This is a genomic window from Mesorhizobium sp. CNPSo 4670 (assembly GCF_057784235.1).
Map to the genome: position 1 here is coordinate 129,317 of NZ_JBWJFQ010000002.1, position 25,443 is coordinate 154,759.

Annotated in this window: 30 protein-coding genes; 15 read left to right on the plus strand and 15 right to left on the minus strand. The window is 62.4% G+C overall.

The window, feature by feature from the left end:
• Positions 1 to 15 precede the first annotated feature (15 nt).
• Positions 16 to 1,428 (minus strand): circularly permuted type 2 ATP-grasp protein, encoded by a 1,413-nt coding sequence (locus tag AC0ZT5_RS04045; protein ID WP_167392123.1) that lies wholly within the window; start codon positions 1,426 to 1,428, stop codon positions 16 to 18.
• A 292-nt stretch (positions 1,429 to 1,720) separates the two neighbouring features.
• Positions 1,721 to 1,957: an Lrp/AsnC ligand binding domain-containing protein gene (locus AC0ZT5_RS04050; RefSeq protein WP_184874082.1), complete on the minus strand. Its 237-nt coding sequence runs from the start codon at positions 1,955 to 1,957 to the stop codon at positions 1,721 to 1,723.
• A gap of 237 nt (positions 1,958 to 2,194) precedes the next feature.
• Here AC0ZT5_RS04050 and AC0ZT5_RS04055 point away from each other — a divergent pair, with 237 nt between their 5' ends.
• On the plus strand, positions 2,195 to 2,614 hold the full coding sequence (locus AC0ZT5_RS04055; protein WP_488495378.1) for a DUF4864 domain-containing protein: 420 nt from the start codon (positions 2,195 to 2,197) through the stop codon (positions 2,612 to 2,614).
• Between the two features lie 11 nt (positions 2,615 to 2,625).
• Here AC0ZT5_RS04055 and AC0ZT5_RS04060 read toward each other — a convergent pair whose 3' ends face one another.
• The 8 genes from AC0ZT5_RS04060 to coaD form a co-directional block, all read right to left on the minus strand.
• Positions 2,626 to 3,351: an SDR family NAD(P)-dependent oxidoreductase gene (locus AC0ZT5_RS04060; protein WP_488495379.1), complete on the minus strand. Its 726-nt coding sequence runs from the start codon at positions 3,349 to 3,351 to the stop codon at positions 2,626 to 2,628.
• 66 nt (positions 3,352 to 3,417) lie between these two features.
• Complete coding sequence (gene tgt / locus AC0ZT5_RS04065; protein WP_488495380.1) at positions 3,418 to 4,548, minus strand: tRNA guanosine(34) transglycosylase Tgt; 1,131 nt, start codon at positions 4,546 to 4,548, stop codon at positions 3,418 to 3,420.
• Positions 4,541 to 4,810, minus strand: a complete 270-nt coding sequence (locus AC0ZT5_RS04070; RefSeq protein WP_488495381.1) for a hypothetical protein — start codon at positions 4,808 to 4,810, stop codon at positions 4,541 to 4,543. Before AC0ZT5_RS04070 ends, tgt begins: the two co-directional genes overlap by 8 nt.
• The gene (gene queA / locus AC0ZT5_RS04075; protein WP_488495382.1) at positions 4,800 to 5,888 is read right to left on the minus strand and encodes a tRNA preQ1(34) S-adenosylmethionine ribosyltransferase-isomerase QueA; all 1,089 of its coding nucleotides are present in this window, start codon (positions 5,886 to 5,888) and stop codon (positions 4,800 to 4,802) included. The genes AC0ZT5_RS04070 and queA overlap by 11 nt, the downstream gene beginning before the upstream one ends.
• A complete protein-coding gene (locus AC0ZT5_RS04080) occupies positions 5,888 to 6,337 on the minus strand; it encodes a DMT family transporter (protein WP_477288827.1) in 450 nt (149 codons plus the stop codon). Before AC0ZT5_RS04080 ends, queA begins: the two co-directional genes overlap by 1 nt.
• 12 nt (positions 6,338 to 6,349) lie before the next feature.
• The gene (locus AC0ZT5_RS04085; protein WP_477288829.1) at positions 6,350 to 6,862 is read right to left on the minus strand and encodes a peptidylprolyl isomerase; all 513 of its coding nucleotides are present in this window, start codon (positions 6,860 to 6,862) and stop codon (positions 6,350 to 6,352) included.
• A 40-nt stretch (positions 6,863 to 6,902) separates the two neighbouring features.
• Complete coding sequence (locus tag AC0ZT5_RS04090) at positions 6,903 to 7,490, minus strand: peptidylprolyl isomerase (RefSeq protein ID WP_488495383.1); 588 nt, start codon at positions 7,488 to 7,490, stop codon at positions 6,903 to 6,905.
• 19 nt (positions 7,491 to 7,509) lie between these two features.
• Complete coding sequence (gene coaD / locus AC0ZT5_RS04095) at positions 7,510 to 8,010, minus strand: pantetheine-phosphate adenylyltransferase (protein ID WP_488495384.1); 501 nt, start codon at positions 8,008 to 8,010, stop codon at positions 7,510 to 7,512.
• Positions 8,011 to 8,204: 194 nt separating this feature from the next.
• On the opposite strand from coaD, the gene AC0ZT5_RS04100 reads away from it, so the two are divergent.
• The gene (locus tag AC0ZT5_RS04100; RefSeq protein ID WP_352678740.1) at positions 8,205 to 8,357 is read left to right on the plus strand and encodes a hypothetical protein; all 153 of its coding nucleotides are present in this window, start codon (positions 8,205 to 8,207) and stop codon (positions 8,355 to 8,357) included.
• 57 nt (positions 8,358 to 8,414) lie between these two features.
• Here AC0ZT5_RS04100 and gyrA read toward each other — a convergent pair whose 3' ends face one another.
• A complete protein-coding gene (gyrA, locus tag AC0ZT5_RS04105; RefSeq protein ID WP_488495385.1) occupies positions 8,415 to 11,219 on the minus strand; it encodes a DNA gyrase subunit A in 2,805 nt (934 codons plus the stop codon).
• A gap of 210 nt (positions 11,220 to 11,429) precedes the next feature.
• Between gyrA and AC0ZT5_RS04110 the strand changes: the two genes are divergently transcribed.
• Both AC0ZT5_RS04110 and AC0ZT5_RS04115 read left to right on the plus strand, forming a co-directional pair.
• Positions 11,430 to 13,130, plus strand: coding sequence for a SulP family inorganic anion transporter (locus tag AC0ZT5_RS04110; protein WP_488495386.1), 1,701 nt, complete (start codon positions 11,430 to 11,432; stop codon positions 13,128 to 13,130).
• Positions 13,127 to 13,747 (plus strand): ParB-like protein, encoded by a 621-nt coding sequence (locus tag AC0ZT5_RS04115; RefSeq protein ID WP_488495387.1) that lies wholly within the window; start codon positions 13,127 to 13,129, stop codon positions 13,745 to 13,747. Before AC0ZT5_RS04110 ends, AC0ZT5_RS04115 begins: the two co-directional genes overlap by 4 nt.
• On the opposite strand, the gene AC0ZT5_RS04120 is transcribed toward AC0ZT5_RS04115, so the two are convergent.
• Positions 13,711 to 14,610, minus strand: a complete 900-nt coding sequence (locus AC0ZT5_RS04120; protein ID WP_488495388.1) for a helix-turn-helix transcriptional regulator — start codon at positions 14,608 to 14,610, stop codon at positions 13,711 to 13,713. The two genes, AC0ZT5_RS04115 and AC0ZT5_RS04120, sit on opposite strands and share 37 nt — an antisense overlap.
• An 85-nt stretch (positions 14,611 to 14,695) precedes the next feature.
• Between AC0ZT5_RS04120 and AC0ZT5_RS04125 the strand changes: the two genes are divergently transcribed.
• The 3 genes from AC0ZT5_RS04125 to AC0ZT5_RS04135 all read left to right on the plus strand — a co-directional run bounded on the left by AC0ZT5_RS04125 (position 14,696) and on the right by AC0ZT5_RS04135 (position 16,418).
• Positions 14,696 to 15,232, plus strand: a complete 537-nt coding sequence (locus tag AC0ZT5_RS04125) for a hypothetical protein (protein WP_488495389.1) — start codon at positions 14,696 to 14,698, stop codon at positions 15,230 to 15,232.
• 32 nt (positions 15,233 to 15,264) lie between these two features.
• Positions 15,265 to 15,642 (plus strand): VOC family protein, encoded by a 378-nt coding sequence (locus AC0ZT5_RS04130; RefSeq protein WP_488495390.1) that lies wholly within the window; start codon positions 15,265 to 15,267, stop codon positions 15,640 to 15,642.
• 146 nt (positions 15,643 to 15,788) lie between these two features.
• On the plus strand, positions 15,789 to 16,418 hold the full coding sequence (locus AC0ZT5_RS04135; RefSeq protein WP_488495391.1) for a MarC family protein: 630 nt from the start codon (positions 15,789 to 15,791) through the stop codon (positions 16,416 to 16,418).
• A gap of 26 nt (positions 16,419 to 16,444) precedes the next feature.
• Here AC0ZT5_RS04135 and AC0ZT5_RS04140 read toward each other — a convergent pair whose 3' ends face one another.
• The 3 genes from AC0ZT5_RS04140 to AC0ZT5_RS04150 are packed head-to-tail and all read right to left on the minus strand — an operon-like array spanning position 16,445 to position 17,878.
• A complete protein-coding gene (locus tag AC0ZT5_RS04140) occupies positions 16,445 to 16,870 on the minus strand; it encodes an OsmC family protein (protein WP_488495392.1) in 426 nt (141 codons plus the stop codon).
• Positions 16,871 to 16,918: 48 nt separating this feature from the next.
• Complete coding sequence (locus AC0ZT5_RS04145) at positions 16,919 to 17,332, minus strand: DUF2306 domain-containing protein (protein ID WP_477395156.1); 414 nt, start codon at positions 17,330 to 17,332, stop codon at positions 16,919 to 16,921.
• A 27-nt stretch (positions 17,333 to 17,359) separates the two neighbouring features.
• Positions 17,360 to 17,878 (minus strand): single-stranded DNA-binding protein, encoded by a 519-nt coding sequence (locus AC0ZT5_RS04150; protein ID WP_488495393.1) that lies wholly within the window; start codon positions 17,876 to 17,878, stop codon positions 17,360 to 17,362.
• Between the two features lie 211 nt (positions 17,879 to 18,089).
• Between AC0ZT5_RS04150 and AC0ZT5_RS04155 the strand changes: the two genes are divergently transcribed.
• The 8 genes from AC0ZT5_RS04155 to AC0ZT5_RS04190 all read left to right on the plus strand — a co-directional run bounded on the left by AC0ZT5_RS04155 (position 18,090) and on the right by AC0ZT5_RS04190 (position 25,322).
• Positions 18,090 to 18,479, plus strand: a complete 390-nt coding sequence (locus AC0ZT5_RS04155) for a cupin domain-containing protein (protein WP_477395158.1) — start codon at positions 18,090 to 18,092, stop codon at positions 18,477 to 18,479.
• A gap of 45 nt (positions 18,480 to 18,524) precedes the next feature.
• The gene (locus AC0ZT5_RS04160; protein WP_184874045.1) at positions 18,525 to 18,839 is read left to right on the plus strand and encodes an ArsR/SmtB family transcription factor; all 315 of its coding nucleotides are present in this window, start codon (positions 18,525 to 18,527) and stop codon (positions 18,837 to 18,839) included.
• Positions 18,840 to 18,853: 14 nt separating this feature from the next.
• Positions 18,854 to 19,354, plus strand: coding sequence for an SRPBCC family protein (locus AC0ZT5_RS04165; protein ID WP_488495394.1), 501 nt, complete (start codon positions 18,854 to 18,856; stop codon positions 19,352 to 19,354).
• Positions 19,355 to 19,380: 26 nt separating this feature from the next.
• Complete coding sequence (locus tag AC0ZT5_RS04170) at positions 19,381 to 19,986, plus strand: ATP-dependent Clp protease proteolytic subunit (RefSeq protein WP_457154744.1); 606 nt, start codon at positions 19,381 to 19,383, stop codon at positions 19,984 to 19,986.
• Between the two features lie 80 nt (positions 19,987 to 20,066).
• On the plus strand, positions 20,067 to 20,369 hold the full coding sequence (locus AC0ZT5_RS04175) for a hypothetical protein (RefSeq protein WP_457154747.1): 303 nt from the start codon (positions 20,067 to 20,069) through the stop codon (positions 20,367 to 20,369).
• 695 nt (positions 20,370 to 21,064) lie between these two features.
• Positions 21,065 to 23,986, plus strand: a complete 2,922-nt coding sequence (uvrA, locus tag AC0ZT5_RS04180) for an excinuclease ABC subunit UvrA (RefSeq protein WP_488495395.1) — start codon at positions 21,065 to 21,067, stop codon at positions 23,984 to 23,986.
• 33 nt (positions 23,987 to 24,019) lie between these two features.
• Positions 24,020 to 24,490 carry a GNAT family N-acetyltransferase gene (locus AC0ZT5_RS04185; RefSeq protein ID WP_488495396.1) on the plus strand — a complete coding sequence of 157 codons (471 nt, stop codon included), beginning with the start codon at positions 24,020 to 24,022 and terminating at the stop codon, positions 24,488 to 24,490.
• Between the two features lie 25 nt (positions 24,491 to 24,515).
• Positions 24,516 to 25,322 (plus strand): DUF72 domain-containing protein, encoded by an 807-nt coding sequence (locus tag AC0ZT5_RS04190; protein ID WP_488495397.1) that lies wholly within the window; start codon positions 24,516 to 24,518, stop codon positions 25,320 to 25,322.
• The last annotated feature ends 121 nt before the right edge of the window (positions 25,323 to 25,443 follow it).

Here is a 25,443-nt window from a genome sequence, read left to right on the forward strand (position 1 = left end):
CCCTTCAAGTGAAAATCAATCATCCAGCACCCACGTATCCTTGGTGCCGCCGCCTTGCGAGGAATTGACGACCAGCGAGCCTTCCTTCAGCGCGACGCGCGTCAGCCCGCCGGGCACGATCTGGATGCGGTCGGAAACCAGCACATAGGGTCTGAGATCGACGTGGCGCGGCGCAAGGCCCTTGTCGGTCAGGATCGGACACGTCGACAGCGCCAGCGTCGGTTGGGCGATATAGTTCGACGGTTTTGCCGCGAGTTTCTTGGAAAAATCCTCGCACTCCTTCTTGGTCGCCGCCGGCCCGACCAGCATGCCGTAGCCGCCGGAACCGTGGACCTCCTTGATCACCAGTTCGTCGATGTGCTCGAGCACGTATTTCAGGCTGTCCGGCTCCGAGCAGCGCCAGGTCGGAATGTTGCCGAGGATCGCCTTGCGGCCGGTGTAGAATTCGACGATCTCGGGCATGTACGAGTAGATCGCCTTGTCGTCGGCAATGCCGGTGCCCGGCGCATTGGCGATGGTGATGTTGCCGGCACGGTAGACATCCATGATGCCGGGTATGCCAAGTGCGGAGTCCGGCCGGAAGGTCAGCGGGTCGAGGAAAGAATCATCGACACGGCGGTAAAGCACATCGATTTGCTTGTAGCCTTCGGTGGTGCGCATCGCGACATGGCCGTCGACAACGCGCAGATCCTGCCCTTCGACAAGCTGTACGCCCATCTGGTCGGCAAGGAAGGCGTGTTCGAAATAGGCGGAGTTGAAGCTGCCGGGTGTAAGCACCGCGATGGTTGGCGTGCCCTTGGTGCTTTGTGGCCGCACCGCCGCCAGCGACTGGCGCAGGAGCTGCGGATAGTTTTCCACCGGCCGCACCTTGATCTTTTGGAACAGCTCGGGGAACAGCTGCATCATCGTCTCGCGGTTTTCCAGCATGTAGGAGACACCCGACGGCGTGCGCGCATTGTCCTCCAGCACGTAGAATTCGTCCTCGCTGATGCGGACGATATCGACGCCGATGATATGGGTGTAGACGCCGGCAGGTGGCCTGACCCCGATCATTTCCGGCAGAAACGCCTCGTTCTTGGCGATCAATTCCCTGGGAACGCGCCCTGCCCGCAAGATCTCCTGGCGATGGTAGATATCGTCGAGGAAAGCGTTCAGCGCCTGCACGCGCTGCTCGATGCCTTGCGTCAGGCGCCGCCACTCATTGCCCGAGATGATGCGGGGAACGATGTCGAACGGGATCAGCCGCTCGGAAGCTTCCTGCTCGCCGTAGACGGCGAAGGTGATGCCGGTCTTGCGGAAGACGCGTTCGGCGTCCTGCATCTTCTCGGTAAGCCTGGCCGGATCCTGCTCCTTCAGCCAACGATCATAAGCCGAATACGGTCTTCTCAATCCGGAGACTTCCGGAAGCATTTCATCGAACGCTGCCAATCGCATACTCCCCTGTGACGCCATTTCACTGGCGTCGCCGGAGAAAATCAAGCGCAATCGGTGATTTGAGCGATACGGACGACCAGTATGTGGCGGCTGCCCAAAATTGAGGCAGCTGAAATATGACCTTGGTCAGGCTTTGCCTCGTGGCCGGGCAGGTGCGTTCAGCGGCTGAAGCATGACCCGAAAAATGGAACCCGATTTTCTCGAACGAACGCGAACCGCTTGTCCAGAGATCATGTTCAAACACTGAGATAGAGCCCCACCCCGATTCTATCGAGATGGAACGGCTCTAGAAGGCGCGGAACGTGACGACGGTGAAAGTGTCCTTGATACCGGGGAGAACCTGCACCTTCTCGTTGACGAAATGGCCGACATCTTCCTCATCGTCGACGTAGAATTTGGCGAGCAGATCGTAGTTGCCGGCAGTCGAGTAGATTTCCGAAGCGATCTCGGCATCGGCAAGCGCGCTGGCAACCTCATAGGATTTGCCCAGTTCGCATTTGATCTGCACGAAAAACGCCCTCATGGCTTCGTCCCTAAACGTCCAAGTCCAAGCGGCCCTTCTGACAGACTGGAGGCGGGCTTTCAAGCGCCGGATGAATGCTCAGCCGGCTCGGGCCTGGGCCACGACTTCCCGCAGCGCGCGGGGGCGATACGAATGTTCGCCACCGATGAAACCGTGAAGCGTCACCAAGCGTATGTTAAGATGCCTCTTGGAACAGTTTTGGGAGGCAGCTTTCTCGAGGGGCAACGGAGGCCGGCCATGCGCCGCATGTTTTTCGCATTCGCGTTCGTTCCACTCATCCTGGCGTCGTCTGCGTTTGCCGGCGATGCCGAGGTCAAGGCGGCGCAAGCCGCCATCGACGGCCAGCTGAAAGCGTTCATCGCCGATGACGGCGTCGCCGCCTACAGCTTCGCCGCACCCAACGTGAAACAGATCTTCCCGACCGTCGACACCTTCATGAACATGGTGACCAACGGCTATCCGCCGGTGCGCAACCCACAGACCTATTCTTTTGGCAAGGTCGAGAAGACGAGCCCGACATCGATCGTCCAGCAGGTGCTGATCGTCGGCCCCGACGGCAAGGATTACGAGGCTGTCTACACGCTGCAACAACAGCCCGACGGCAGCTTCCAGATCACGGGCTGCAGCCTGCGCGCATCGAATTCGCTCAGCACCTGATACGGCCGATATCAGTAGCGCGCCCTGCCGCCCGACATGTCGAATACAGCACCTGTGTTGAAGCTGCTGGAATCGGAACACAGCCAGAGCACCAACGCAGCGACTTCATCGGCGGAGCCGAGCCGTTTCAGTGGGCTGGCGCCGATCATGTCGCTGACGACCTCATTGCCAAGGCGCCTGATAAGGTCGGTATCGATCGGACCGGGCGCTACGCAGTTCACGCGGATGCCGGTGTCGCAAACCTCCCGCGACAATGCCTTGGTGAAAGCGATAATGCCTGCGCTTGCCGCCGAGTAGGCGGCAAGGTTCGGCAAGCCCTCCTTGCCTGCAAGCGATCCCATGTTGACGATGCGGCCGGTGCCCGCCTTGCGCATAATCGGCAGAACCTGATGCGTGACCTCAAACGTTCCAAGGAGATTGACACCGATAATTCGCTGCCACTCAACCGGCTCGAAGGCCTCGAAGCCGAGGTAGGGACCGAGATAGCCAGCGTTGTTGACGAGGATGTCGATGCGCCCCGCTCGGGCGACGATGTCAGCCAAGGCTTCCCTTATGTCGCCAGCCTTGGTGGCGTCGACCGTCTGGCTACGGATTCCCGCACCCGGCACTGGATCGGCATCCCATACCCAGACGTCGGCGCCAGACCCTGCCAACTGTGTGGCCACGGCTCTGCCGATGCCTCTGGAGCCACCGGTTACGATCGCCGTCTTGCCGGCAAAGTCGTATGTCACGGCCATAGCCAATCCCTCGATTACAAATCTGCTCTTGGGCAGCCGATCCGTCAATCGCTGGAGAACGCACGACTAAATGGCAGGGATATCGCCCCGAGCCCAACCTTCCGAAATCTCCGCCGCGCGTGCTTCGAACGCACTAGCCTCGATTGCGGCACGGATGTCCTGCATATGCTTCTGGTAATACGAGAGATTGTTCCAGGTCAGCAGCATCGCGCCAAGCGCCTCCTGCGAGCGCACCAGATGGTGCAGATAGGCACGCGAATAATCCCTCGCCGCCGGGCAATCGCTTTCCTCGTCGAGAGGGCGCGGATCGTCGGCATGGCGGGCGTTGCGCAGATTGACCTTGCCGCGCCTGGTGTAGGCAAGACCGTGCCGGCCGGCCCGCGTCGGCATCACGCAATCGAACATGTCGATGCCGCGCGCCACCGATTTCAGAATATCGTCAGGGGTGCCGACGCCCATCAGATAGCGCGGCTTGTTTTCAGGCAGTTCCGGGCAGGTGATGTCGAGCATATCGAGCATCACCGCTTGCGGCTCGCCGACAGCCAGGCCGCCGACGGCATAGCCCTTCAGCTCCATCGCGCTCAGCGCCTGCGCCGACCGTACCCGGAGTGCCGCGTCGTCGCCGCCCTGCACGATGCCGAACATCGCCTTGCCCGGCTGGTCGCCGAACGCCGTCTTGCAGCGCTCTGCCCAGCGCAGCGACAGTTCCATGGCGCGCTCGATCTCCTTGATTTCGGCCGGTAGCGCGGTGCATTCGTCAAGCTGCATCTGGATATCGGAATCGAGCAAACCCTGGATCTCGATCGAGCGCTCCGGCGACATCTCGTAGGCGGCGCCGTCGATGTGCGAGCGGAAGGTGACGCCCTTTTCGGTCAGCTTCCTCAGCTTGGACAGCGACATCACCTGGAAACCGCCGCTGTCGGTCAGGATTGGATGCGGCCAGCGGGCGAATTCGTGCAAGCCCCCCAGCCGCGCCACACGCTCGGCGCCGGGCCTCAGCATCAAATGGTAGGTATTGCCCAGGATGATATCGGCGCCAAGGCCGCGCACCTGGTCCATATACATGGTCTTGACCGTGCCGCCGGTGCCGACCGGCATGAAGGCAGGCGTGCGGATTTCGCCGCGCGGCATGTCGATCACACCGCGCCGCGCGCTGCCGTCCGTCGCCAGAACTTTGAAGCTGAACGGCTTAGCCATTGAATTCCTTGTCATGAACCGGGGCACTAGGTGCCTCTTTGTCGAGCGACTGGCGGTATTTGATGCAGCCTCGCATGAATTTTGGCCAGGGCGGCACGGCGATCGACGGCTCGGTCTTCTCCGGCAGAAGATCCCATAGGTCCGGATGATGCCAGCACAGATCATGGCCGGTTGCGTCGCGATGCTGTCGAATGCCGGTGCGCAATTTTTTCACTTCCGCGATCAGTGCGTCGCGATCCAGGCTCTCGAGATCATCGTCCATCGCTCATCTCCGCTCGATAAAGCAGGCTTGCGTCTCCATAGGAGTAGAATCTGTAGCGGTTCTCGATGGCATGCGCATAGGCCGCACGCATCGTGTCGAGGCCGCTGAAGGCCGATACCAGCATGAACAACGTCGAGCGCGGCAGGTGGAAATTGGTCAGCAGCATGTCGGCGGTGCGAAAGCGATAGCCGGGCGTGATGAAGATATCGGTCGGACCGAACCACGCAACCAGGGTCCCATCCCCGCGCGCGGCACTCTCCAGCAGGCGCAGCGAGGTCGTGCCGACCGCGATGATACGCCCGCCCCTGGCCCTGGCAGCGTTGAGCGCTTTGGCGGTTGCCTCGCTGACCGAGCCGGTCTCGGCGTGCATCTTGTGGTCGGCGGTGTCGTCCGCCTTCACCGGTAGGAACGTGCCGGCGCCGACATGCAAGGTGACGAAGCGGCACTCGACACCCTTGGCGTCGAGTGCCGCAAAAAGCTCCGGCGTGAAATGCAGGCCTGCCGTGGGCGCGGCAACGGCGCCTTCTTCCCGGGCATAGATGGTCTGGTAGTCGGCCCGGTCGCGCTCGTCATCATCGCGCTTCGAGGCGATATAAGGCGGCAGCGGAATATGGCCGACCGCATGCAGCGCCTCGTCCAAGAAGGGCCCCGACAGGTCGAATCCAAGCAGAGCTTCTCCGGCCTCGCCTTTCTCGATCACGGTAGCGTCGAGCTGGCCGAGGAAACAGGAATTGCCGTCATAGCCGAAATGGATGCGGTCGCCGGCGGCGATGCGCTTGCCCGGCCGCATGAAGGCCAGCCAGCGGTCCGGCGCCATGCGCATGTGCAGCGTGGCTTCGACTTGCGCCTGTGCTTCGCCGCGCCGTCGGATGCCTTTCAGTTGCGCCGGAATGACCTTGGTGTCGTTGAAGACCAGAACGTCGCCGGCCCTGAGCAGGGACGGCAGGTCGCCAATCGTCCGGTCGTCCAGCCCTTCGCCGGGCTTGACCACCAGCATCTTGGCGCTGTCGCGCGGCTCCGCCGGGCGAAGCGCGATGCGCTCCTCCGGCAGGGCGAAGTCAAAGAGATCGACGCGCATCAGTAGAGCCGGACGAGCAGCGCTCCGGCCAGCAGCAGCACCGCGCCGGCGACGCGGCCGAGCGAGATCTCGCGCACCGCGACGCCGAGGAAGCCGAAGCGGTCGATGAGCATGCCCGCCAGCAACTGGCCGGCCACCAGAAACGCCATCAATGCGGCAGCACCGATGCGAGGCGTCAGGATCGTCGACAAGGTGACATAGAAGCCGCCGAGCAGGCCGCCGGCGACGAACAGCCACGGCACCGGCGCCTTCCAGTCGAGCGTGATGCCTTGCAGCTTCACCGCCGTAACGGAGATGACGCCGAGCGCGATCGCACCCGACAGGAACGAAAACGCAGCCGCCGCGACCGGGAGCCCCAGGCCGCGCGCCAGCTGCGAATTGATCGGCGCCTGAATGGCAATGAAGGCGCCGGACAGGATGCCGAGAAGCGACCAGACGACGCCCATCATTGTCGTTTTACCTTACTTGATGTCGGCCGCGACCTTCAGCGACACGATCTTGTCGGGATCCGGCACCGGCTCGCCGCGCTTGATCTTGTCGACATTGTCCATGCCTTCGATGACCTGGCCCCAGACCGTGTACTGGCGGTTGAGGAAGGCGGCATCGTCGAAACAGATGAAGAACTGCGAATTGGCCGAGTTCGGGTTCTGCGAACGAGCCATCGAACAGGTACCACGGCCATGGTTGGCATTGGAGAATTCAGCCTTGAGGTCCGGCTTGTCGGAGCCGCCCATGCCGGCACGCGACGGAGCAAAAGAGGGCTTGCTGGAATTGCCGAACTTGACGTCGCCGGTCTGCGCCATGAAGCCGTCGATGACGCGGTGGAAGACCACGCCGTCATAGGCGCCTTCGCGTGCCAGTTCCTTGATACGGGCGACATGGCCGGGCGCCAGGTCGGGGAAAAGTTCGATGACGACGTTGCCCTTGGTCGTCTCCATGATGAGCGCGTTTTCGCGGTCCTTGATCTCGGCCATGTCAGATATCCTTTTCAGAAAACAGAGTTATTCGACAAGTTTACTTGTCTGCGGCGATGCGCACCTTGAGCATCCGGTCAGGGTCGGTGACCGTGCCATTGTCCGCTTCGTCGCCTTTCTTGATGTGGTCCACCAGTTCCATGCCGCTGACGACGTTGCCGACGATCGTGTACTGGCCATCGAGCGGGGGCGCCGGCGCGAACATGATGAAGAACTGCGAATTGGCGGAGTTGGGATCCTGCGAGCGGGCCATGCCGACCACGCCGCGCTTGTAGTGCTCGGTCTTCGAGAATTCGGCCGGCAGGTCGGGCTGATCGGAACCGCCGGTGCCGACGGCCTCGGCGCTAAAACCCTTCTTCATGTTGCCGAACTTGACGTCGCCGGTCTGCGCCATGAAGCCGTCGATGACGCGATGGAAGGCGACGTTGTCATAGGCGCCCTGGCGCACCAGCTTCTTGATCTGCGCGACGTTCTTGGGCGCGAGATCGGGCCGAAGCGCGATGGTGACGTCGCCGTCCTTCAGCGTGATGATCATGGTGTTTTCGGGATCGGCGGCGAAAGCCGAGACCGATGCGGTCACAAGACCGGCAAGCACAATGAGGAGCGAGGCAAGCTTTTTCAGCTGCATGGATTTTTCTCCGAAGTCTTTATTTCGCGAATTTGGCGGTGAGCGCACCGGCAACCGCCGCCGGCACGAAGGGGCGGATGTCGCCCCCCATCGAGGCAATCTGGCGGACAAGTGTGGCGGTAATGGTGCGCACGGACGGGCTGGCAGGCAGAAAAACCGTCTGCAGTTCAGGCGCCATGGTCTCGTTCATGCCAGCCATCTGCATCTCGTAGTCGAGGTCGGTGCCGTCGCGCAGGCCGCGGATCATGATCGAGGCGCCATGCTTCCTGGCCGCCTCGATGACCAGCCCGTCGAAGGCGACAACCTTGATGCGCGCACCGTCGCGGCCAAATAAGGTCTTCGTCGCACTCTCGATCAGCGCCACCCGTTCCTCAAAGGAAAACAGCGGCTGCTTGCCCGGGTGGATGCCGATGGCCGCATAGACGACGTCGGCCACCGCCAGCGACGCTTTCAGCACGTCGAGATGGCCGTTGGTCAACGGGTCGAAGGAGCCGGCATAGAGGGCGATGCGTTCAGTCATGGCTGGTGCTTCTAACGAGCCTCTCTCGCAAAGGCAAATCCGATTGGCGAGCCGGTCGTGAACCTTTTCCGCCGCATGAACGACAGATGAACACGCTGATCACGAAGCCTTCACGCAGCGTTCACTAGGTTGCACCTTATTAGGATGAAACCAAAATCCCACATCTTCGTTGTTAGGCGCAGGAGAACGCACACATGCTGATCTACATGCTCGCCACCGCAATGACCGTCGCCATGCTGATCGCCACCGTTTTCGGCTTGCATCAGGAGGCTCAGCGCGTCCGCATCAAGGCCAACGCCAAGCGCTTCGAAGGTTTTGGCCCCCGCAAGCCATATCGCCACTACTAAGTTTCGCTTAAACTTGCCGCCACGCCGGCCAACGGGCCGGCGGTGCTATGTCAGAACCTATTCTATGACATCCGGGCCGGTATCCGCAGCCGGATTGGACTCAGCGCCGCCCTCGATACCGTCCTCGGCTTCCTCGTCCGCCTGCGGTTCCGAAATCCGCTCGACCGAAACCACCTTTTCGCCTTCAGCAGTGTTGAAGATGGTCACGCCCTTGGTGGCGCGGCTGGCGAAACGGATGCCGTTCACCGGCACCCGAATGACGGTACCGCCGTCCGACACCAGCATGATCTGGTCGTCATTGCCGACCGGGAAGGTCGCCACCAGCCTGCCGATCTCGGCTACCTTCGAAACGTCGGTGGCACGAATGCCCTTGCCGCCGCGTCCGGTCAGCCGGAAATCATAGGACGACGAGCGCTTGCCGTAACCATATTCGGTCACCGTCAGCACGTACTGCTCGTGCTGCTTGAGGAATTCGTAGCGCTCGTCGGAAAGCTCCGTCTCCTCGCCGACCTCTTCGTTGGTCAGCGCGATCTCTTCCTCTTCGCCGGCCGCGATGCCGGCGGCAAGCCGCCGTTCGGCCGCTGCCCGCTTGAGATAGGCGGCGCGTTCGGCCGGCGGCGCATCGACATTCTCGATCACCGACATCGAGATGATGCGGTCGGTCTCGGCCATGGTTATGCCGCGCACGCCGACCGAATTGCGGCTCTGGAACACGCGCACGTCGCCGACCGAAAAGCGTATGCACTGGCCGGAGCTGGCGGTGAGCAGCACATCGTCATTGTCGGTGCAGGTCTCGACGCCTAGAATCTCGTCGCCCTCCTCCTCCAACTTCATGGCAATCTTGCCGTTGCGGTTGACCTGGACGAAGTCGGAAAGTTTGTTGCGTCGAACGGTGCCACGCGTGGTGGCGAACATCACATCGAGCTCGCCCCAGCTGGTCTCGTCCTCGGGCAGCGGCATGATGGTGGTGATGCGCTCGCCCTGCTCCAGCGGCAGCATGTTGATCAGCGCCTTGCCGCGCGATTGCGGGTTGCCGATCGGCAGCCGCCAGACCTTCTCCTTGTAGACGATGCCGCGCGAGGAGAAGAACAGCACCGGCGTGTGCGTGTTGGCAACGAACAGCCGGGTGACGAAATCCTCTTCCTTGGTCGACATGCCGGAGCGGCCCTTGCCGCCGCGGCGCTGCGCCCGGTAGAGCGACAGCGGCACGCGCTTGATGTAGCCGGAATGGCTCACCGTCACGACCATGTCCTCGCGCTGGATCAGGTCCTCGTCTTCCATGTCCGCGCCACCATCGGTGAGCTCGGTGCGGCGTGGCGTGCCAAACTCGTCGCGCACGGCGGCAAGCTCATCCTTGACGATCTGCTGGACCCGCGCGCGGGAAGACAAAATGTCCAGGTAATCAATGATTTCGGCGCCGATCGTGTTCAACTCGTCGGCGATCTCGTCGCGGCCGAGCGCGGTCAGGCGCTGCAGGCGCAGTTCGAGTATGGCGCGCGCCTGCTCCTCGGACAGATTGTAGGTGCCGTCCTCGTTGATGCGATGGCGCGGATCGTCGATCAACAGGATCAGCGATTCGACATCGCCGGACGGCCAGCGCCGCTCCATCAACTGCTCACGCGCCGTCTGCGGATCCGGCGCGGTGCGGATGAGCTTGATCACTTCGTCGATGTTGGCGACGGCGATGGCGAGACCGACCAGGACATGGGCGCGGTCGCGCGCCTTGCGCAGCAGGAATTTCGTGCGCCGGGTGATCACTTCCTCGCGGAAGGCGACGAACGCCCTCAGCATGTCGGTCAGCGTCAGCAGCTCCGGCTTGCCGCCGTTGAGCGCCACCATATTGGCGCCGAAGGAGGTCTGCAGCGGCGTGAAGCGGTAAAGCTGGTTGAGGATGACGTCGGCGACGGCGTCGCGCTTCAGTTCGATGACGACGCGGTAGCCCTGGCGGTCGCTCTCGTCGCGGATGTCGGAAATGCCCTCGATGCGCTTGTCGCGCACCAGTTCGGCCATCTTCTCGATCATCGACGACTTGTTCACCTGGTAGGGAACCTCGGTGATGATGATCGACTCGCGGTCGTTGCCGCGTTGTTCGATGTTGACCTTGCCGCGCATGACGATGGAGCCGCGGCCGGTCGAATAGGCGCTGTAGATGCCGGAACGGCCAAGCACGATTCCGCCGGTCGGGAAATCCGGGCCCGGGATGATCTCCATCAGCGCCGGCAGGTCGATCGCCGGATTGTCGATGATGGCGATGGCGCCGTTGCAGACTTCGCTGAGATTGTGCGGCGGGATGTTGGTCGCCATGCCGACGGCGATGCCGCCGGAGCCGTTGACCAGCAGATTGGGGAACCGTGCCGGCAGAACCTTGGGCTCGCTGCCGGACGCATCATAGGTATCCTGGAAATCGACGGTGTCCTTGTCGATATCCTCCAGCAGCTCATGCGCGACCTTGGTCAGCCGCGATTCGGTGTAGCGCATCGCCGCCGGCGGATCGCCGTCAATGGAGCCGAAATTGCCCTGTCCGTCGATCAGCGGCACGCGCAACGACCAGTCCTGCGCCATACGCACCAAAGCGTCGTAGATCGAGGCGTCGCCATGCGGATGGTATTTACCCATCACGTCGGCGACAGGGCGCGCCGACTTCACATATTTGCGGTTCCAGTGGTAACCGCTCTCATGCGAGGCGAAGAGAATGCGGCGATGCACCGGCTTCAGGCCGTCGCGCACGTCCGGCAGCGCACGGCTGACGATCACGCTCATGGCGTAATCGAGATAGGAGCGCTGCATCTCCTCGACGATGGATATCGGCTCGATGCCGGTGGGGCCGCCGTCGGCGCCGCGCGGTGTCTTTTGGTCGGTCAAATCGGATCACAATCTAATCAGGAATCACTTGCTGCTTATATAGGAAGCAAGCCCGAAACTCCAATATCCGCGACACTTTTCCAGTGTCAATTTTGGTGGTAATTTCAAAAGGATACCACTGATTGCGACGATATGGCCAAGGCGGTTTCGCCGCCACCAAGGCAAAAGCCTGCGATGGACCGTTTTCCCCCAGCGAAAGCCACGAGCGCGATGAATTGGACCTCTTGGCTGCCGTTGCGAGCCCTGAGTGGTTGGACGCCGAGGGATCTGAACGGCGATCTGGTCGCGGGCCTCACACTGGCCGCGATCGCCATTCCCGAACAGATGGCGACCGCCCGCCTCGGCGGCTTTGCTCCCGAGGTCGGCTTCTTCGCTTTTGTTGCCGGTTCGGTGGCGTTCGCCCTGTTCGGTGCCAACCGGCACCTGTCGGCCGGTGCGGATTCGACGATCACGCCTCTCTTTGCCGGCAGTCTCGCCGTGCTCGCCTCAGCCGGGTCGCCGCACTATCTGGCGCTGGCTTCCATGCTGGCGCTGATGGTCGGGCTGATCGTGATTCTGAGCGGTGTCTTTCGCCTTGGTTGGGTCGCCGACCTCCTGTCGGTGCCGGTCACGACGGGTTTTCTGGCCGGCATCGCCGTCCATATCATCTTTTCGCAATTGCCCGGACTGCTCGGCCTGCCCGCCGAGAACGGTCAAACCTTGCGGCGCATCGGTGAGATCGCCGGCAGCCTGCACCTCACCAATCCCTGGAGCCTCGGACTCGGCCTCGGCGTCTTCGGAACCGTATTCTGCGCCGAACGCATCAGCGCCCGCATCCCCGGCGCTTTGATCGGCATGGTGCTCGCCACCTCTGCGGTTGCCGTCTTCGGCCTCGAGGATCGCGGCGTCGAGGTGCTCGGCGCCTTGCCCAATGGCCTGCCACGGGCCGGCCTGCCGCTTGCCAGCCTTAGCGATGTGCAGGCGCTGGTCCCGCTGGCATTGCTGATCGCCATCGTCGTCATGGTGCAGACAGCGGCCACCTCCCGTTCCTTCGCGCCGCAACAGGGTGACGCTCCCAACGTCAATCGCGATTTCGTCGGCGTCGGTGCCGGCAGCATCGCATCGGGCCTGTTCGGCGCCTTTGCGGTCAATGCCAGCCCGCCGCGCACGGCAATCGTCTCCCAGTCGGGTGGCCGCTCACAGGTCGCGGGCCTCATTGCCGCGGCCGTTGTGCTGGCGCTGGGTGCTTTCGGTGGCGGCCTTCTCGCCGATGTTCCACAGGCCGCCCTTGCCGGTGTTCTGCTTTTCGTCGCTCAGCACATTCTGCGCTGGAAGGTGTTCGCCAATGTCTACCGGCAGGCGCCGGTGGAATTCGCATTGATCCTCATAACCATGGCAGCCATCGTCGTGCTGCCCATCGAGACCGGCGTTGCGATCGGCATCGGCCTGTCGCTCCTGCATGGAATCTGGACCGCAACCCGTACACAGCTGATCGAACTGGAACAGGTGCCGGGGACTTCGGTGTGGTGGCCGCCCAGCGAACCAGTTGCCGGCGAACAGCTCCCCGGCGTGCTCGTCGCGGCATTCCAGGCGCCGCTGTCCTTCGTCAATGCCGACGGCTTCAAACGCGGCTTTGTCGATCTTGTCGATGCCAGGCGTGAGAGCGTGAAGCTGGTCGTGCTGGAAGCCAGCAACATCGTCGAGATCGACTACACGGCCGCGCAAGCCCTGATCGACACCATCACCCATTGCCGCAATGCGGGCGCGATCTTTGCCATCGCGCGGATGGAATCGCTGCGCGCCCAGGCGGCGCTGGCACGATTTGGCATCGCCGACCTGATCGGCCCGCAGCGGATTTTTCACAGTGTCGATGCCGCCATCAGGACGCTCGCTCCGGATCACCAGCCGCAACAACAGGACGAAGCCAAATGACGACCACACGGGAACCCTTGTTGACCCCCGTCGCAGTCAGAGATTTACGGCCGACGCAGATCACCGTCGGCATGCGGGAAGTCGCCTTGAAGCGCCAGATGCTCCGCTTACAGAGCGCCAGGAAGACCGGCACTTTTCTCGGTACCCATATGGTCCCCGTCGTACTGGGGCCGAAGAAGCGCAACTATGTCACCGATCACCACCATCTCGCCCGCGCCCTGCTCGAGGAAGGCATCGGGGATGTTCTGGTGACGGTGATCAGCGACCTGTCGGACCTAGACAAGGACGCCTTCTTCTTCGTGCTCGACAATCGCGGCTGGATGCATCCGTTCGATGAGAACGGCAGGCGCCGGGGCTACGACGCCATTCCCAAGACCATGGCCGAACTCGTCGACGACCCCTACAGGAGCATGGCCGGCGAACTGCGCCGGCAAGGTGGTTTCGCCAAGGACACCACCCCGTTCAGCGAATTCCTGTGGGCCGACTTTTTGCGCCGGCGCATCGACCGGGATGCGGTGGCGAAGAATTTCGACAAGGCGATGAAGGAGGCCCTGAACCTGGCCAAGGCCAAGGATGCCGACTACCTGCCGGGCTGGTGCGGCCCGACGTCCGACTGACGCCGCAAGGCCGCAGCGACGGACAAAGGCGGGACAACGTCGCTCGTCCGGCGGGCGCGATACTGGCCTGGCGTCTCGCCCATGACGCGCCGAAAGCGGCGATTGAACGTCGACAAATCGTTGAAGCCTGCGTCGAAGGCGATCACCGAGACCGCATCGTCGGACAGCCGCAGCCGCACCGAAGCGCGGTGCAGCCGGGTCTTGAGCAAGAACTGGTAGGGTGTCATGCCCGCGACCTGCCGGAAGATGCGCAGGAAATGATAGGGGCTGGTCGCGGTCTCGTCGGCAAGCGCTGAAAGCGAGACCGGCCTGTCGGCATCGAGTTCGATCCGCCGCACCGCTTCGGCAACCCGCTTCTGATCGCGGCGGCTTAGCGCGCGCCTGACAGGCGTCGTGCCAGCGACTGCTGCCACCGCGGCACCCGCAATGCGCAGCCCGAGTTCCTCGAAGGCGTCGATGTCGGCCATCTCGCGAGCGGTTTCCGCTTCGGCGAGTAAGGATGCCAGGGCCGGCAACGGCGGCAGGCGTGGCGCCGTGAAAGCCAACTTCTTCGCGCCCGGCACACCTGCCACGATCCGTTCCATATAGGCAGGCCCGAAATGGAACGAGAGGCAACGGTCGCCGCTGCCATGTTCATGCCCGCATTCGTAGCATGTGCCGGGATTGCCGAGCAGGAGCGCGCCGGGCGCCAGCATCGCTGTGCCTTGTTGCGCGCGATAGCGGAACGTGCCGCTGGAGACCGCGGCGACGCAGAAATCCCGATGGGCTTCCTCGAACGGCCGCTCACCGGCGCCGGCCGTGCAGATCACATCCGCCACGTGCCAGCCGGCCCCTGATGCGAGAGTACGCGTGGTCGCTGTCATGACCGAAATATAGCAATTTTTCCCAAGCCCAGAACCCCATCGCGGCCTACTCCTCCCGGTCTCCTGACAAGAAGAGACCGGAACCATGTACGACCAATCCTCCTTTGCCGAAGCCTTGCACTGTGGCGGACCAATCGACGGACTTGCTGAAAAACTGAAACTTTATGGCCGTTTCGTCGGTGCCTGGACTTTTGACGCCTCCCGCCATCTCGAGGACGGCACGGTGCTGAGCGGAAGTGGCGAAGTGCATTTCGGCTGGGTGCTGGAAGGCCGCGCAATCCAGGATGTCTGGATTCTGCCCGCGCGGGACGCCGGCCCCTCGCCTTCGCTCGGCAAATGGACGTTCTATGGCACGACATTGCGCGTCTACGACCCCGCCGCCGACGCCTGGGCTATCTTCTGGAGCGACCCGCGCAACCAGTACTACAGCCGGCAGCTCGGCCGTGCCGAAGGCGACACGATCGTGCAAGTGGGCGCCGATGGCGCCGGCTCCTCGGTGCGCTGGAGCTTTTCGCGCATCACCGAGAATTCCTTCCGCTGGCTCGGCGAGCGCTCACACGACAATGGCGCGACATGGCGGCTGGAAGTCGAATTCCTGGCGCGCCGAACGGCAACAACCTGACGCTACAAGCCATTGTAACAATGGAGAAAAATATGTTCGATCATATCTCGATCGGCGTTCGCGACGCCGCCGCTTCCAAGCGCTTCTACGATGCTGCGCTGAAACCGCTCGGCTATAGCTGCCTCAGCCAGTCGCCGGGCTCGTTGGGTTATGGCGCGCAAGGCGTCGTGCTATGGGTCAACGAGGCCGCGCGGCCGGTGCCATCGGACGCAAAATCCGGCCTGCATTTCTGCTTCGCGGCACCTACGCGGAGCAGCGTCGACGCCTTCCATGCCGGCGGCTTGCGCGAAGGCGGCAGCGACAATGGCGCACCGGGCCTGCGCGCCGACTGTGGCGAAAATTACTATGCCGCCTTTGTCGTCGATCCGGACGGTTATCGCATCGAGGCCTATTGCGGCGCTGCCGGCTAAAATAACTCCAGAATTCCTGTCCGGAATTGCGTCAAGATGAAAGGAGGGTCGAAGTCTTCGGTTTCGTCCCGCTGACAGTTCCCACCGACCGGGCTTTGCTCTACCAATGCCATGGTGCGGGCGCGGCCCGGCGGGAGGGGTCAGAGATGCCGAGCTTCGACAGCCTGTTCAACGCCTTCGTCACCATTCTCGTGACCATCGATCCGCCTGGCCTGGCGCCGCTGTTCCTTGCCGTGACGCGCGGCATGAACCGCGAGGAGCGCCAGCAGGTTTCCGCCCGCGCCTCGATCATCGGTTTTCTGGTGATGGCGCTGTTTGCGGTTGCCGGCGCCTCGATCCTGTCGGTCTTCGGCATCACGCTGCCGGCCTTCCGCGTCGCCGGTGGCTTCCTGTTGTTCTTCATCGCTTTCGAAATGGTGTTCGAGCGGCGGCAGGACCGCAAGGAGAAGATCGGCGACGTCGCCATCACCAAGGACATGATCCACAACATCGCCGCCTTCCCGCTGGCGATCCCGCTGATCGCCGGCCCCGGCGCCATTTCGGCGACGGTGCTTTTATCCAGTTCATTCCAGGGGTTCGCCGCGCAGGCGGCGCTGGTCGGCATCATCTTCGTCTGCCTTGCCATCACCTATCTGGTGTTCGTGCTGTCGGAACGCATCGACCGCATCCTCGGCCAGACCGGGCGTTCGATCCTGACCCGGCTGCTCGGCGTCATCCTGGCCGCACTTGCCGTGCAGTTCGTCGCCGACGGCATCAAGGCGCTTATGGCGGGATAGCGCGCGACACGCCGCCGAAGCCGGCCCTACTTCGCCGTTGTATCGATGACTTCGAAATCGTGGGTTATCGTGGCGGTCTTGGCCAGCATCGCGGAGGCGGAACAATATTTTTCGATCGAAAGATCGATCGCCCGTTTGACTTTGTCGCTGGAGAGCGACCGGCCCTTGACCACGAAATGCATGTGGATGCGGGTAAACACCCTGGGCTCGGTTTCGGCCCGGTCGGCGTCGAGCTCGACCACGCAATCCTCGATCGCCTCGCGCCCCTTTTCGAGGATACGCACGACATCGTAGGCCGAACAGCCGCCGGTGCCGATCAGCACCAGTTCCATCGGGCTAGGTCCTGGCGTCTTGCCTTCCGGTCCGAGCGCGGTTCCCAGCACTACTTTGTGGCCGCTGCCGGATTCGCCGACGAAGGTGCGCTCCTCCACCCACTTTACACGTGCCTTCACCTGATATTCCTTCCACTTGGGGTCATCCGCCTCAAGGATTAAATAGGATCATGGTCCGGCTCGCGCGACGCCAAAGACGACATCGTGCATGACCCTGCCCGGCAACAGCGTGAAGATGCCGGCCCCGACCAGCGCAAAGACATACAGCGCAATCATCGACTTGCGATGCTTGGCGACGCGATGATTGTGCGCGTGCCACACCGCCAGCGGTACGGCGACCAGCACCAGGATCGACAGGAGATGGATCGGACTGAAAGGACCGACGAGGCGGATCTGATGAATCCAGAAACTCGAGACGGCGATGACCAGCATCAGCGCGGCCCAGACATAGCCCGCGATGCGATGGCGCGGCGTTCCCTTCGGCAGCGCCAGCTGCGTGGCCCCTATCGCCAGTGCGGCGAAAGCCGCAAAGGCATGCCAGGGAACCGGAGAAGGGGCGGCAAGCAGCGGTTGCAGCGACATTGCCGCCTCTCCGGTGGCTGATTGTCCTCAGAACGGGATTTCGTCGTCCAGTTCGCGCGACGAACCACGGCCACCGCCGCTCTTGGCGCCGCCGCCACGATTGAAGCTTTCGCTCGGACTGGACTGCCCGAAATCGGAACCACGGCTGCTGCCACCACCGGCATAGCCGCCGACCTGACCGCCCTCACCCTGGCCGCGTGCGTCGAGCATCTGCAGCTCGCCCCGGAATTTCTGCAGCACGACTTCCGTCGTGTACTTGTCGTTGCCGGTCTGGTCCTGCCATTTGCGCGTCTGCAACTGGCCCTCGACATAGACCTTCATGCCCTTCTTCAGATACTGCTCGGCCACCTTGGCAAGCTGATCGTTGAAGATGACGACGTTGTGCCACTCGGTCTTTTCCTTGCGCTCGCCGGAATTCTTGTCGCGCCAGCTTTCCGACGTCGCAATGCGGATGTTGACGACCGGCTCGCCCGAGTTCAGGCGACGGATTTCCGGATCTGCACCGAGGTTGCCGACCAGAATGACCTTGTTGACGCTACCCGCCATGATATTTCTCCGCGCTCATCCGAAACAAATTTTTGTCGCAGCACCTTACAGGCTGCAGACCATCGCCGCCTGCTATGGCTGGCTTTTCCCACAAGGTTTTTGTTCCCTTTTTGTTCTATAACGCCCGTGGCGTTCTGTCAATGTTTGTCAGCAAGATGTAGTGTTCCGGTCCGAAATTTCCATGAAATCGGGAATGGGTCGGGGGCAATCAATGAACTCCGTCACACATGAGGACCAGCCACGCGAGCAATGGCGAGCAGGTGTGGGAACGCGTATGCATGTGTCGGCAAGCAACGGTGCATCGCAACTTTGCATATTCGAGCAATGGGTCGAGCCCACGGTAGGTGCCCCAACGCATTGGCATCCCGTCGAGGAAGTGCTGACCGTTATCGCCGGCAGGGCCGAGATGTGGATCGACGATGAGCACAACGTCCTGACTTCGGGCCAGTCTCTCGTTGTTCCCGCGAACAGGAAACACGGGTTCAAGAACGTCGGCACCGGAACGCTTCACATCCACGCTGTGCTTGCGTCGCCAATCTTCGAGGCGACGTTTGATGGACCTGCCGGGGTGGTGAGGCGCTGGCTTCCGACCAGCTCGTAAAAACAGCGCTTGCCAAATCAATAAGTATCGACTTATGCTTTCACCATGATCGAAGCAGAGATTTTCCGCGCCCTTGCCGACCCGACGCGCCGCGCCGTCTTTGAGCGGCTCGCCGCTGGCGAAATGAGCGTCTCGGAACTGCGCAGCGGCATGACCGTCTCGCAACCCGCTGTGTCGCAGCATCTGGCGGTGTTGCGCGGCGCCGGCCTGGTGGTCGAGCGGCGCGCGGGCCGCAACGCATATTACCGCGCCGATCCGCAAGGGCTTGCCCCCTTGCTCTCCTGGATCGAACGCTACCGGACTTTCTGGCCGGAGCGCATCGAAAGGCTGAAGGCGGTTTTGAAGGACATGGATCAATGAAGAATATGGGATCAATGACACACCAAAACCACGCGGACACCGAGACCGCGCCTGACGCGATCGAGTTTGAGTGCGACCTGCCGGAGCCACCGGAAAAGGTGTGGCGCGCGCTGACCGTGCCCGAGCTGCTCGCCGCATGGATGATGCCGAACGACATCAGCCCTGAGACCGGCAGCCGTTTTGCCTTCGCCGGGCCAGAGGCGGCGATCGAATGCGAGATCATCGACGCCGAGCCCGAACGGCTGCTGCGCTATTCCTGGCGCGAGCGGCCGCAGCCAGGCGATGCCGGGCCGCAGGCTCGGCTCGACAGCCCGCTCGACAGCATTGTCACCTTCACACTCGCCCGCACCGTCTCCGGCGGCACGCATCTGCGCATCGTCCATGACGGTTTTGCCCGAACGGCAATGCCCGCTGTTGCCATGGCCGGCGCCGGCTGCAGGCTTTCGTTGGGGTTCCGCAATTCAAGACGGCCGGCCGCAGCGAACACGCCTTTGCTGTTGCTGCGCGCGGCCTGAACAACGAAACGGACGGAGACAAAACAATGAGCGGCCTTGCCAGTCTGGTTCCGATGGTGATCGAGCAATCGAGCCGCGGCGAACGCGCCTTCGACATTTTCTCGCGCCTGCTGCGCGAGCGCATCATCTTCATCAACGGTGAAATCAACGACGACATTTCGGCCTTGGTCTGCGCGCAGCTGCTGTCGCTGGAATCGGACAATCCCGACAAGGAGATATCGCTCTACATCAACTCGCCTGGCGGCGTGGTGACCAGCGGCTTCGCCATCTACGACACCATGCAATACATCAGCTGCCCGGTGTCGACGGTGTGCATGGGCTTTGCCGCGTCGATGGCCTCGTTCCTGTTGATGGCAGGCACGGCCGGGCGTCGCATCTCGCTACCGAACGCCACCATCCTGCTGCATCAGCCGCTGGGTGGATTCCAGGGTCAGGCCTCCGACATCCAGCGCCATGCCGAGCGCATCGGCCAGACAAAGCGGCATATGGCCGAACTCTATGCGCAGCATTGCGGCCGCACCTATGAAGAGGTCGAGCGCACGCTGGACCGCGACCACTTCATGACGGCCCGCGAGGCTCAGGCCTGGGGTCTTGTCGACCATGTTTTCGATACGCGCAAACAGGCCGCGTGAGGCTGAAGCGCGTCGCCGGCTGTCGAAGATTTGACGACGCCGGTCTGGTCGCCTCGTCGACACGCCACTATAACTGGGCGATGACCGACACTCATCCGTCCAGAACGTTGCATCGCGTCATCGCTGTTGTCGTGGTCGCTATTGCCGGCTCCATGAGCGGCACCGCCCTTGCCGACGACAGCTCGCCAGCGGCGCCCAAAGGCGCCCTGCCCGGCGTGACCAGCGACTATCGCATCGCCAAGCCGGCTCCGCAGCCAGAACCCGACGACGCATCCCCTGGCAATGGGAACGGCCAGTTCAAGATCGGCAACACGGATGTCAGGATTTCCGGCAGCATCACTGTTGATGTCGGCGCTGGCGCCACCGGGCTGCCGCGCCACTGATATTGCGTACCGGTATAGCGCGTCGCGCATGAAAACGGCCCCGCCGTGCTTTGCGCAAACGGACGGGGCCTTTTTTGGATCTCAAATCCAATTTTTGCCGGGAGTGTACTGCCGGCGTTTGATTTCGGATGCTTCGCGGCATTCAGCCGTCGATCCGACTAGCAGTCTCTGATTTTTGTGGGATATGGCAGGTCACGGTTTGCCGGGTGGCGCAAACGCTAAACCCTGGCACTTATGCCTGCCGCGGCTCCAGTGACAACTGGAACCCTAGGGGACGATCCGGTGGCGTCATGGCTCCACTCCCTTGTCCGTTGCGACGTGTCGTCCCGAAGCACAAATCGCAGATGCCTGCGGCGTCTCGCAGGCCGCCTCTGGCGGCGAGGCCATCGAAAGACGGCCGGCTTCAGTTGACTTCTGGACACTGCTCCCCTGAGTCGGGGACGTCAACCATCAATAGCCGGTTACCGAAAAACGTGATCACCGGGAGGTTACGTACAAGTCAGTTTTTGCACAGCTTTGTCAGGAGCGTGTTCGGCCTTTGTTCTTTCCGCTTGCCGGTTCACGAGAAAGACGGTTAAACGCTTTTGTCGGGAATTGTGGCGTCTCTCGACGTGGCGGCAAAATTACCTACATAGGGGATGGCCGGGAAAACCCGCCATTCCAGGAAATTCCAGCTTCTGAGGCGGCGACCGGCCATGGCCGACCATAAATATCTTTCCATTCGCGGGGCGCGCGAACACAATTTGAAGAATGTCGATCTCGACCTGCCGCGTGACAGCCTGATCGTCATGACCGGCCTGTCCGGGTCCGGCAAATCGTCGCTTGCCTTCGACACCATCTATGCCGAAGGCCAGCGCCGCTATGTCGAGAGCCTGTCGGCCTATGCGCGGCAATTCCTCGAAATGATGCAGAAGCCGGACGTCGACCAGATCGACGGCCTGTCGCCGGCCATTTCGATCGAGCAGAAGACGACCTCGAAGAACCCGCGTTCGACCGTCGGTACCGTCACCGAAATCTACGACTACATGCGGCTTCTCTTCGCGCGCGTCGGCATCCCCTATTCGCCGGCCACCGGCCTGCCGATCGAAAGCCAGACGGTCAGCCAAATGGTCGACCGTGTGCTGGCGGTCGAGGAAGGCACCCGCCTGTTCATCCTGGCGCCGATGGTGCGCGGCCGCAAAGGCGAGTACCGCAAGGAATTGCTGGAACTGCAGAAGAAGGGCTTTCAGCGCGTCAAGGTCGACGGCGTCTTCTATGAAATCGCCGACGTGCCGGCGCTGGACAAGAAGTACAAGCATGACCTCGACGTCGTCGTCGACCGCATCGTCGTGCGTGGCGATCTCGCCACCCGGCTAGCAGATTCCATCGAGACGGCACTGAGGCTCGCCGATGGGCTGGCGGTCGCCGAATTCGCCGACAAGCCGCTCGACGCCAGCCAGACGGGCGAGGATTCGGTCAACAAGTCCAAGAACGAGACGCACGAGCGAATCCTGTTCTCGGAAAAGTTCGCCTGTCCGGTCTCCGGCTTCACCATTCCGGAAATCGAGCCACGTCTTTTCTCCTTCAACAATCCGTTTGGGGCCTGCCCGACTTGCGACGGTCTCGGCAGCCAGCGCGCCATCGACCCCAATCTGGTCGTTCCCGACGAGAACATCTCGCTGCGCGACGGCGCCGTCAGCCCGTGGGCGAAGTCGACCTCGCCCTATTACGCGCAGACGCTGGAAGCGCTGGGCAAGGCCTATGGCTTCAAGCTCGGCGACAAGTTCCGGGATTTGAGCGCGGAAGCCCAGGAGGCCATCCTGCGCGGCACCGGCGAGCGCGAAATCACCTTCCAGTATGATGACGGCCTGCGCGCCTACAAGACCACCAAGACTTTTGAAGGCGTCATCCCCAATCTCGAGCGCCGCTGGAAAGAAACTGAATCCGCCTGGATGCGCGAAGAGATCGAGCGCTTCATGTCGGCGACGCCTTGCCCGGTCTGCAAAGGCTATCGGCTGAAGCCCGAGTCACTGGCCGTGAAGATCGCCGGCAAGCATATCGGCGAAGTCACCGAACAGTCGATCCGCAACGCCGACAAGTGGTTCACCGACCTGCCGGCGTCGCTGAACGACAAGCAGAACGAGATCGCCGTGCGCGTCTTGAAGGAGATCCGCGAGCGGCTGCGCTTCCTCAACGATGTCGGGCTCGATTACCTGACGCTGTCGCGCAATTCCGGCACGCTGTCGGGCGGCGAGAGCCAGCGCATTCGCCTGGCTTCGCAGATCGGCTCCGGCCTCACCGGCGTGCTCTATGTGCTTGACGAGCCGTCGATCGGCCTGCACCAGCGCGACAATGCGCGCCTGCTCGACACGCTGAAGCACCTGCGCGACATCGGCAACACGGTGATCGTCGTCGAGCATGACGAGGACGCCATCCTGCATGCCGATTATGTCGTCGACATGGGTCCGGCCGCCGGCATCCATGGCGGCGAGATCATTGCCCAGGGCACACCGCAGCAGGTGATGGCCAATCCCAATTCGATCACCGGCAAATATCTGTCGGGCGCGCTCGAAGTGGCGACGCCCGGCGTACGGCGCGAGGCCAAGAAGAACCGGCGACTGAAGATCGTTGGCGCGCGCGGCAACAATCTGAAGAACGTCACCGCGGAAATCCCGCTCGGCACCTTCACCGCCGTCACCGGCGTGTCTGGCGGCGGCAAGTCGACCTTCCTGATCGAGACGCTGTTCAAGGCGGCGTCGCGCCGTATCATGGGCTCACGCGAGCATCCGGCCGACCACGACCGCATCGAGGGCCTCGAATTCCTCGACAAGGTCATCGACATCGACCAGTCGCCGATCGGGCGCACACCGCGTTCAAACCCCGCCACCTACACCGGCGCCTTCACGCCGATCCGCGACTGGTTCGCCGGGCTGCCGGAAGCCAAGGCGCGCGGCTACCAACCCGGCCGCTTCTCCTTCAACGTCAAGGGCGGCCGTTGCGAGGCCTGCCAGGGCGATGGCGTCATCAAGATCGAGATGCACTTTTTGCCCGACGTCTACGTCACCTGCGACGTCTGCCACGGCAAGCGCTACAACCGCGAGACGCTCGATGTCCTGTTCAAGGGCAAGTCGATCGCCGACGTGCTCGACATGACGGTCGAGGAAGGCGTCGATTTCTTCGCTGCCGTGCCCGGCGTGCGCGACAAGCTCGACACGCTGAAGCAGGTTGGTCTTGGCTACATCCATATCGGCCAGCAGGCGACAACGCTGTCCGGCGGCGAGGCGCAGCGCATCAAGCTCGCCAAGGAACTGTCGCGCAAGGCGACCGGCAAGACGCTCTATATCCTGGACGAGCCGACCACCGGCCTGCACTTCCATGACGTCGCCAAGCTCCTGGAAGTGCTGCACGAGTTGGTCGACCAGGGCAACACGGTGGTGGTCATCGAGCACAATCTCGAGGTGATAAAAACCGCCGACTGGGTGCTCGACCTCGGCCCCGAGGGGGGCGACGGAGGCGGCGAACTGGTGGCGTCCGGCACGCCGGAAGCGATCGTGCGTGAAAAGCGCAGCTACACCGGCCAGTTCCTCAAGGAGCTGCTGGAGCGGCGCCCCGGAGGCAAGCGCGAAGCGGCGGAGTGATGGCGAACCAGTCGGCGCTTGGAGAGCATTTGAATGACCATCCGAAAAGCGCTTCCTGGTGATCTCGAAACGGTCGTCTCGCTGACGGAGGCCGCCTACGCGCCCTATTCCGCGCTGCTCGGCGCGCCGCCGATCCCTGTTACCGAGGACTACGCGCCGAGGATCGAACGCGGCGAGGTCTGGCTTCTGGAGCGTGACGGCGAGCTTGCCGGTCTGCTCACTTTGGAACGTCATGACGACCACGCGATGATCTTCTCCGTCGCCGTCGCGCCAGGATTTCAGGGCAAGGGCTTTGGCATCGCCCTGCTCAAACACGCGGATGACCAGACCCGCCTATGGGGCTTGCCTGCGGTGCGGCTGTACACCAACGCCAAAATGGAGCGGAACATTGCGCTCTATCTGGCCTATGGTTTTCACGAAACGGGTCGCCGGCCCAATCCATACCGGCCAGGATGGGTGCTCGTCGACATGGCGAAACCGGTCGACAAGATCACGACGGGCTGATTTTTCTGAATTCGGGAGGATGACAGTGAGTAAATCGGGAACAATCCGCTCCGGCATGGGCGGCTGGACGTTCGAACCCTGGGATACGTCCTTTTATCCTGAAAAGCTCTCCAAGGCCAAGCAACTGCAATATGCCAGCCGACAGGTGTCGAGCATCGAGGTCAACGGCACCTATTATTCCAGCTTCAAGGAGCCGACCTTCGTCAAATGGGCGAGCGAAGCACCAGACGGTTTTGTCTATTCGCTCAAGGGCAACCGCTTCGTCACCAACCGGCGCGTGCTCGGCGAGGCCGGTGAATCGATGATGCGCTTCCTCGGCTCGGGCGTGACGGCGCTGGGCGAAAAGCTCGGACCGATCCTGTGGCAGTTTGCGCCCACGAAAAAGTTCGATCCGGACGATTTCGAGGCCTTCCTCAAGCTGCTCCCGGAGAAGCAGGACGGCGTTGCGCTGCGCCACGCGGTCGAGGTTCGCAACGACAGTTTCATCGTGCCGGAATTCGCGGCGCTCGCGCGCAAATACAAGGTCGCGATCGTCTATGCCGACCACGCCAAGTATCCGGCGATCGCCGACGTCACTGACGATTTCATTTATGCCCGGCTGCAGACCGGCAGCGACGACAATCCCGATTGCTACACGCCGAAAGGCCTGGATGAATGGGCCGAGCGCGCCAGGACCTGGGCGGAAGGCAAGGTGCCGGCCGACCTGCCGCGCGCCGATCCCTCGACCCAAGCGCCGGTCAAACCGCGCGACGTGTTCGTCTACTTCATCACCGAGGGCAAGGTGCGCGCGCCGTTCGGCGCCATGGCGCTGTTGAAGCGGGTGGCCGACTAAGAATATCGGCATAAGGATTTCACGCCAAGCGCCTCTCCTATGCGTTTTGGCGCTGCAAGGCGTCCAATCGTGGCAATTTCGGCGCCTTCGTAACCTTATCGATACCTCCTTGCTGCATGAA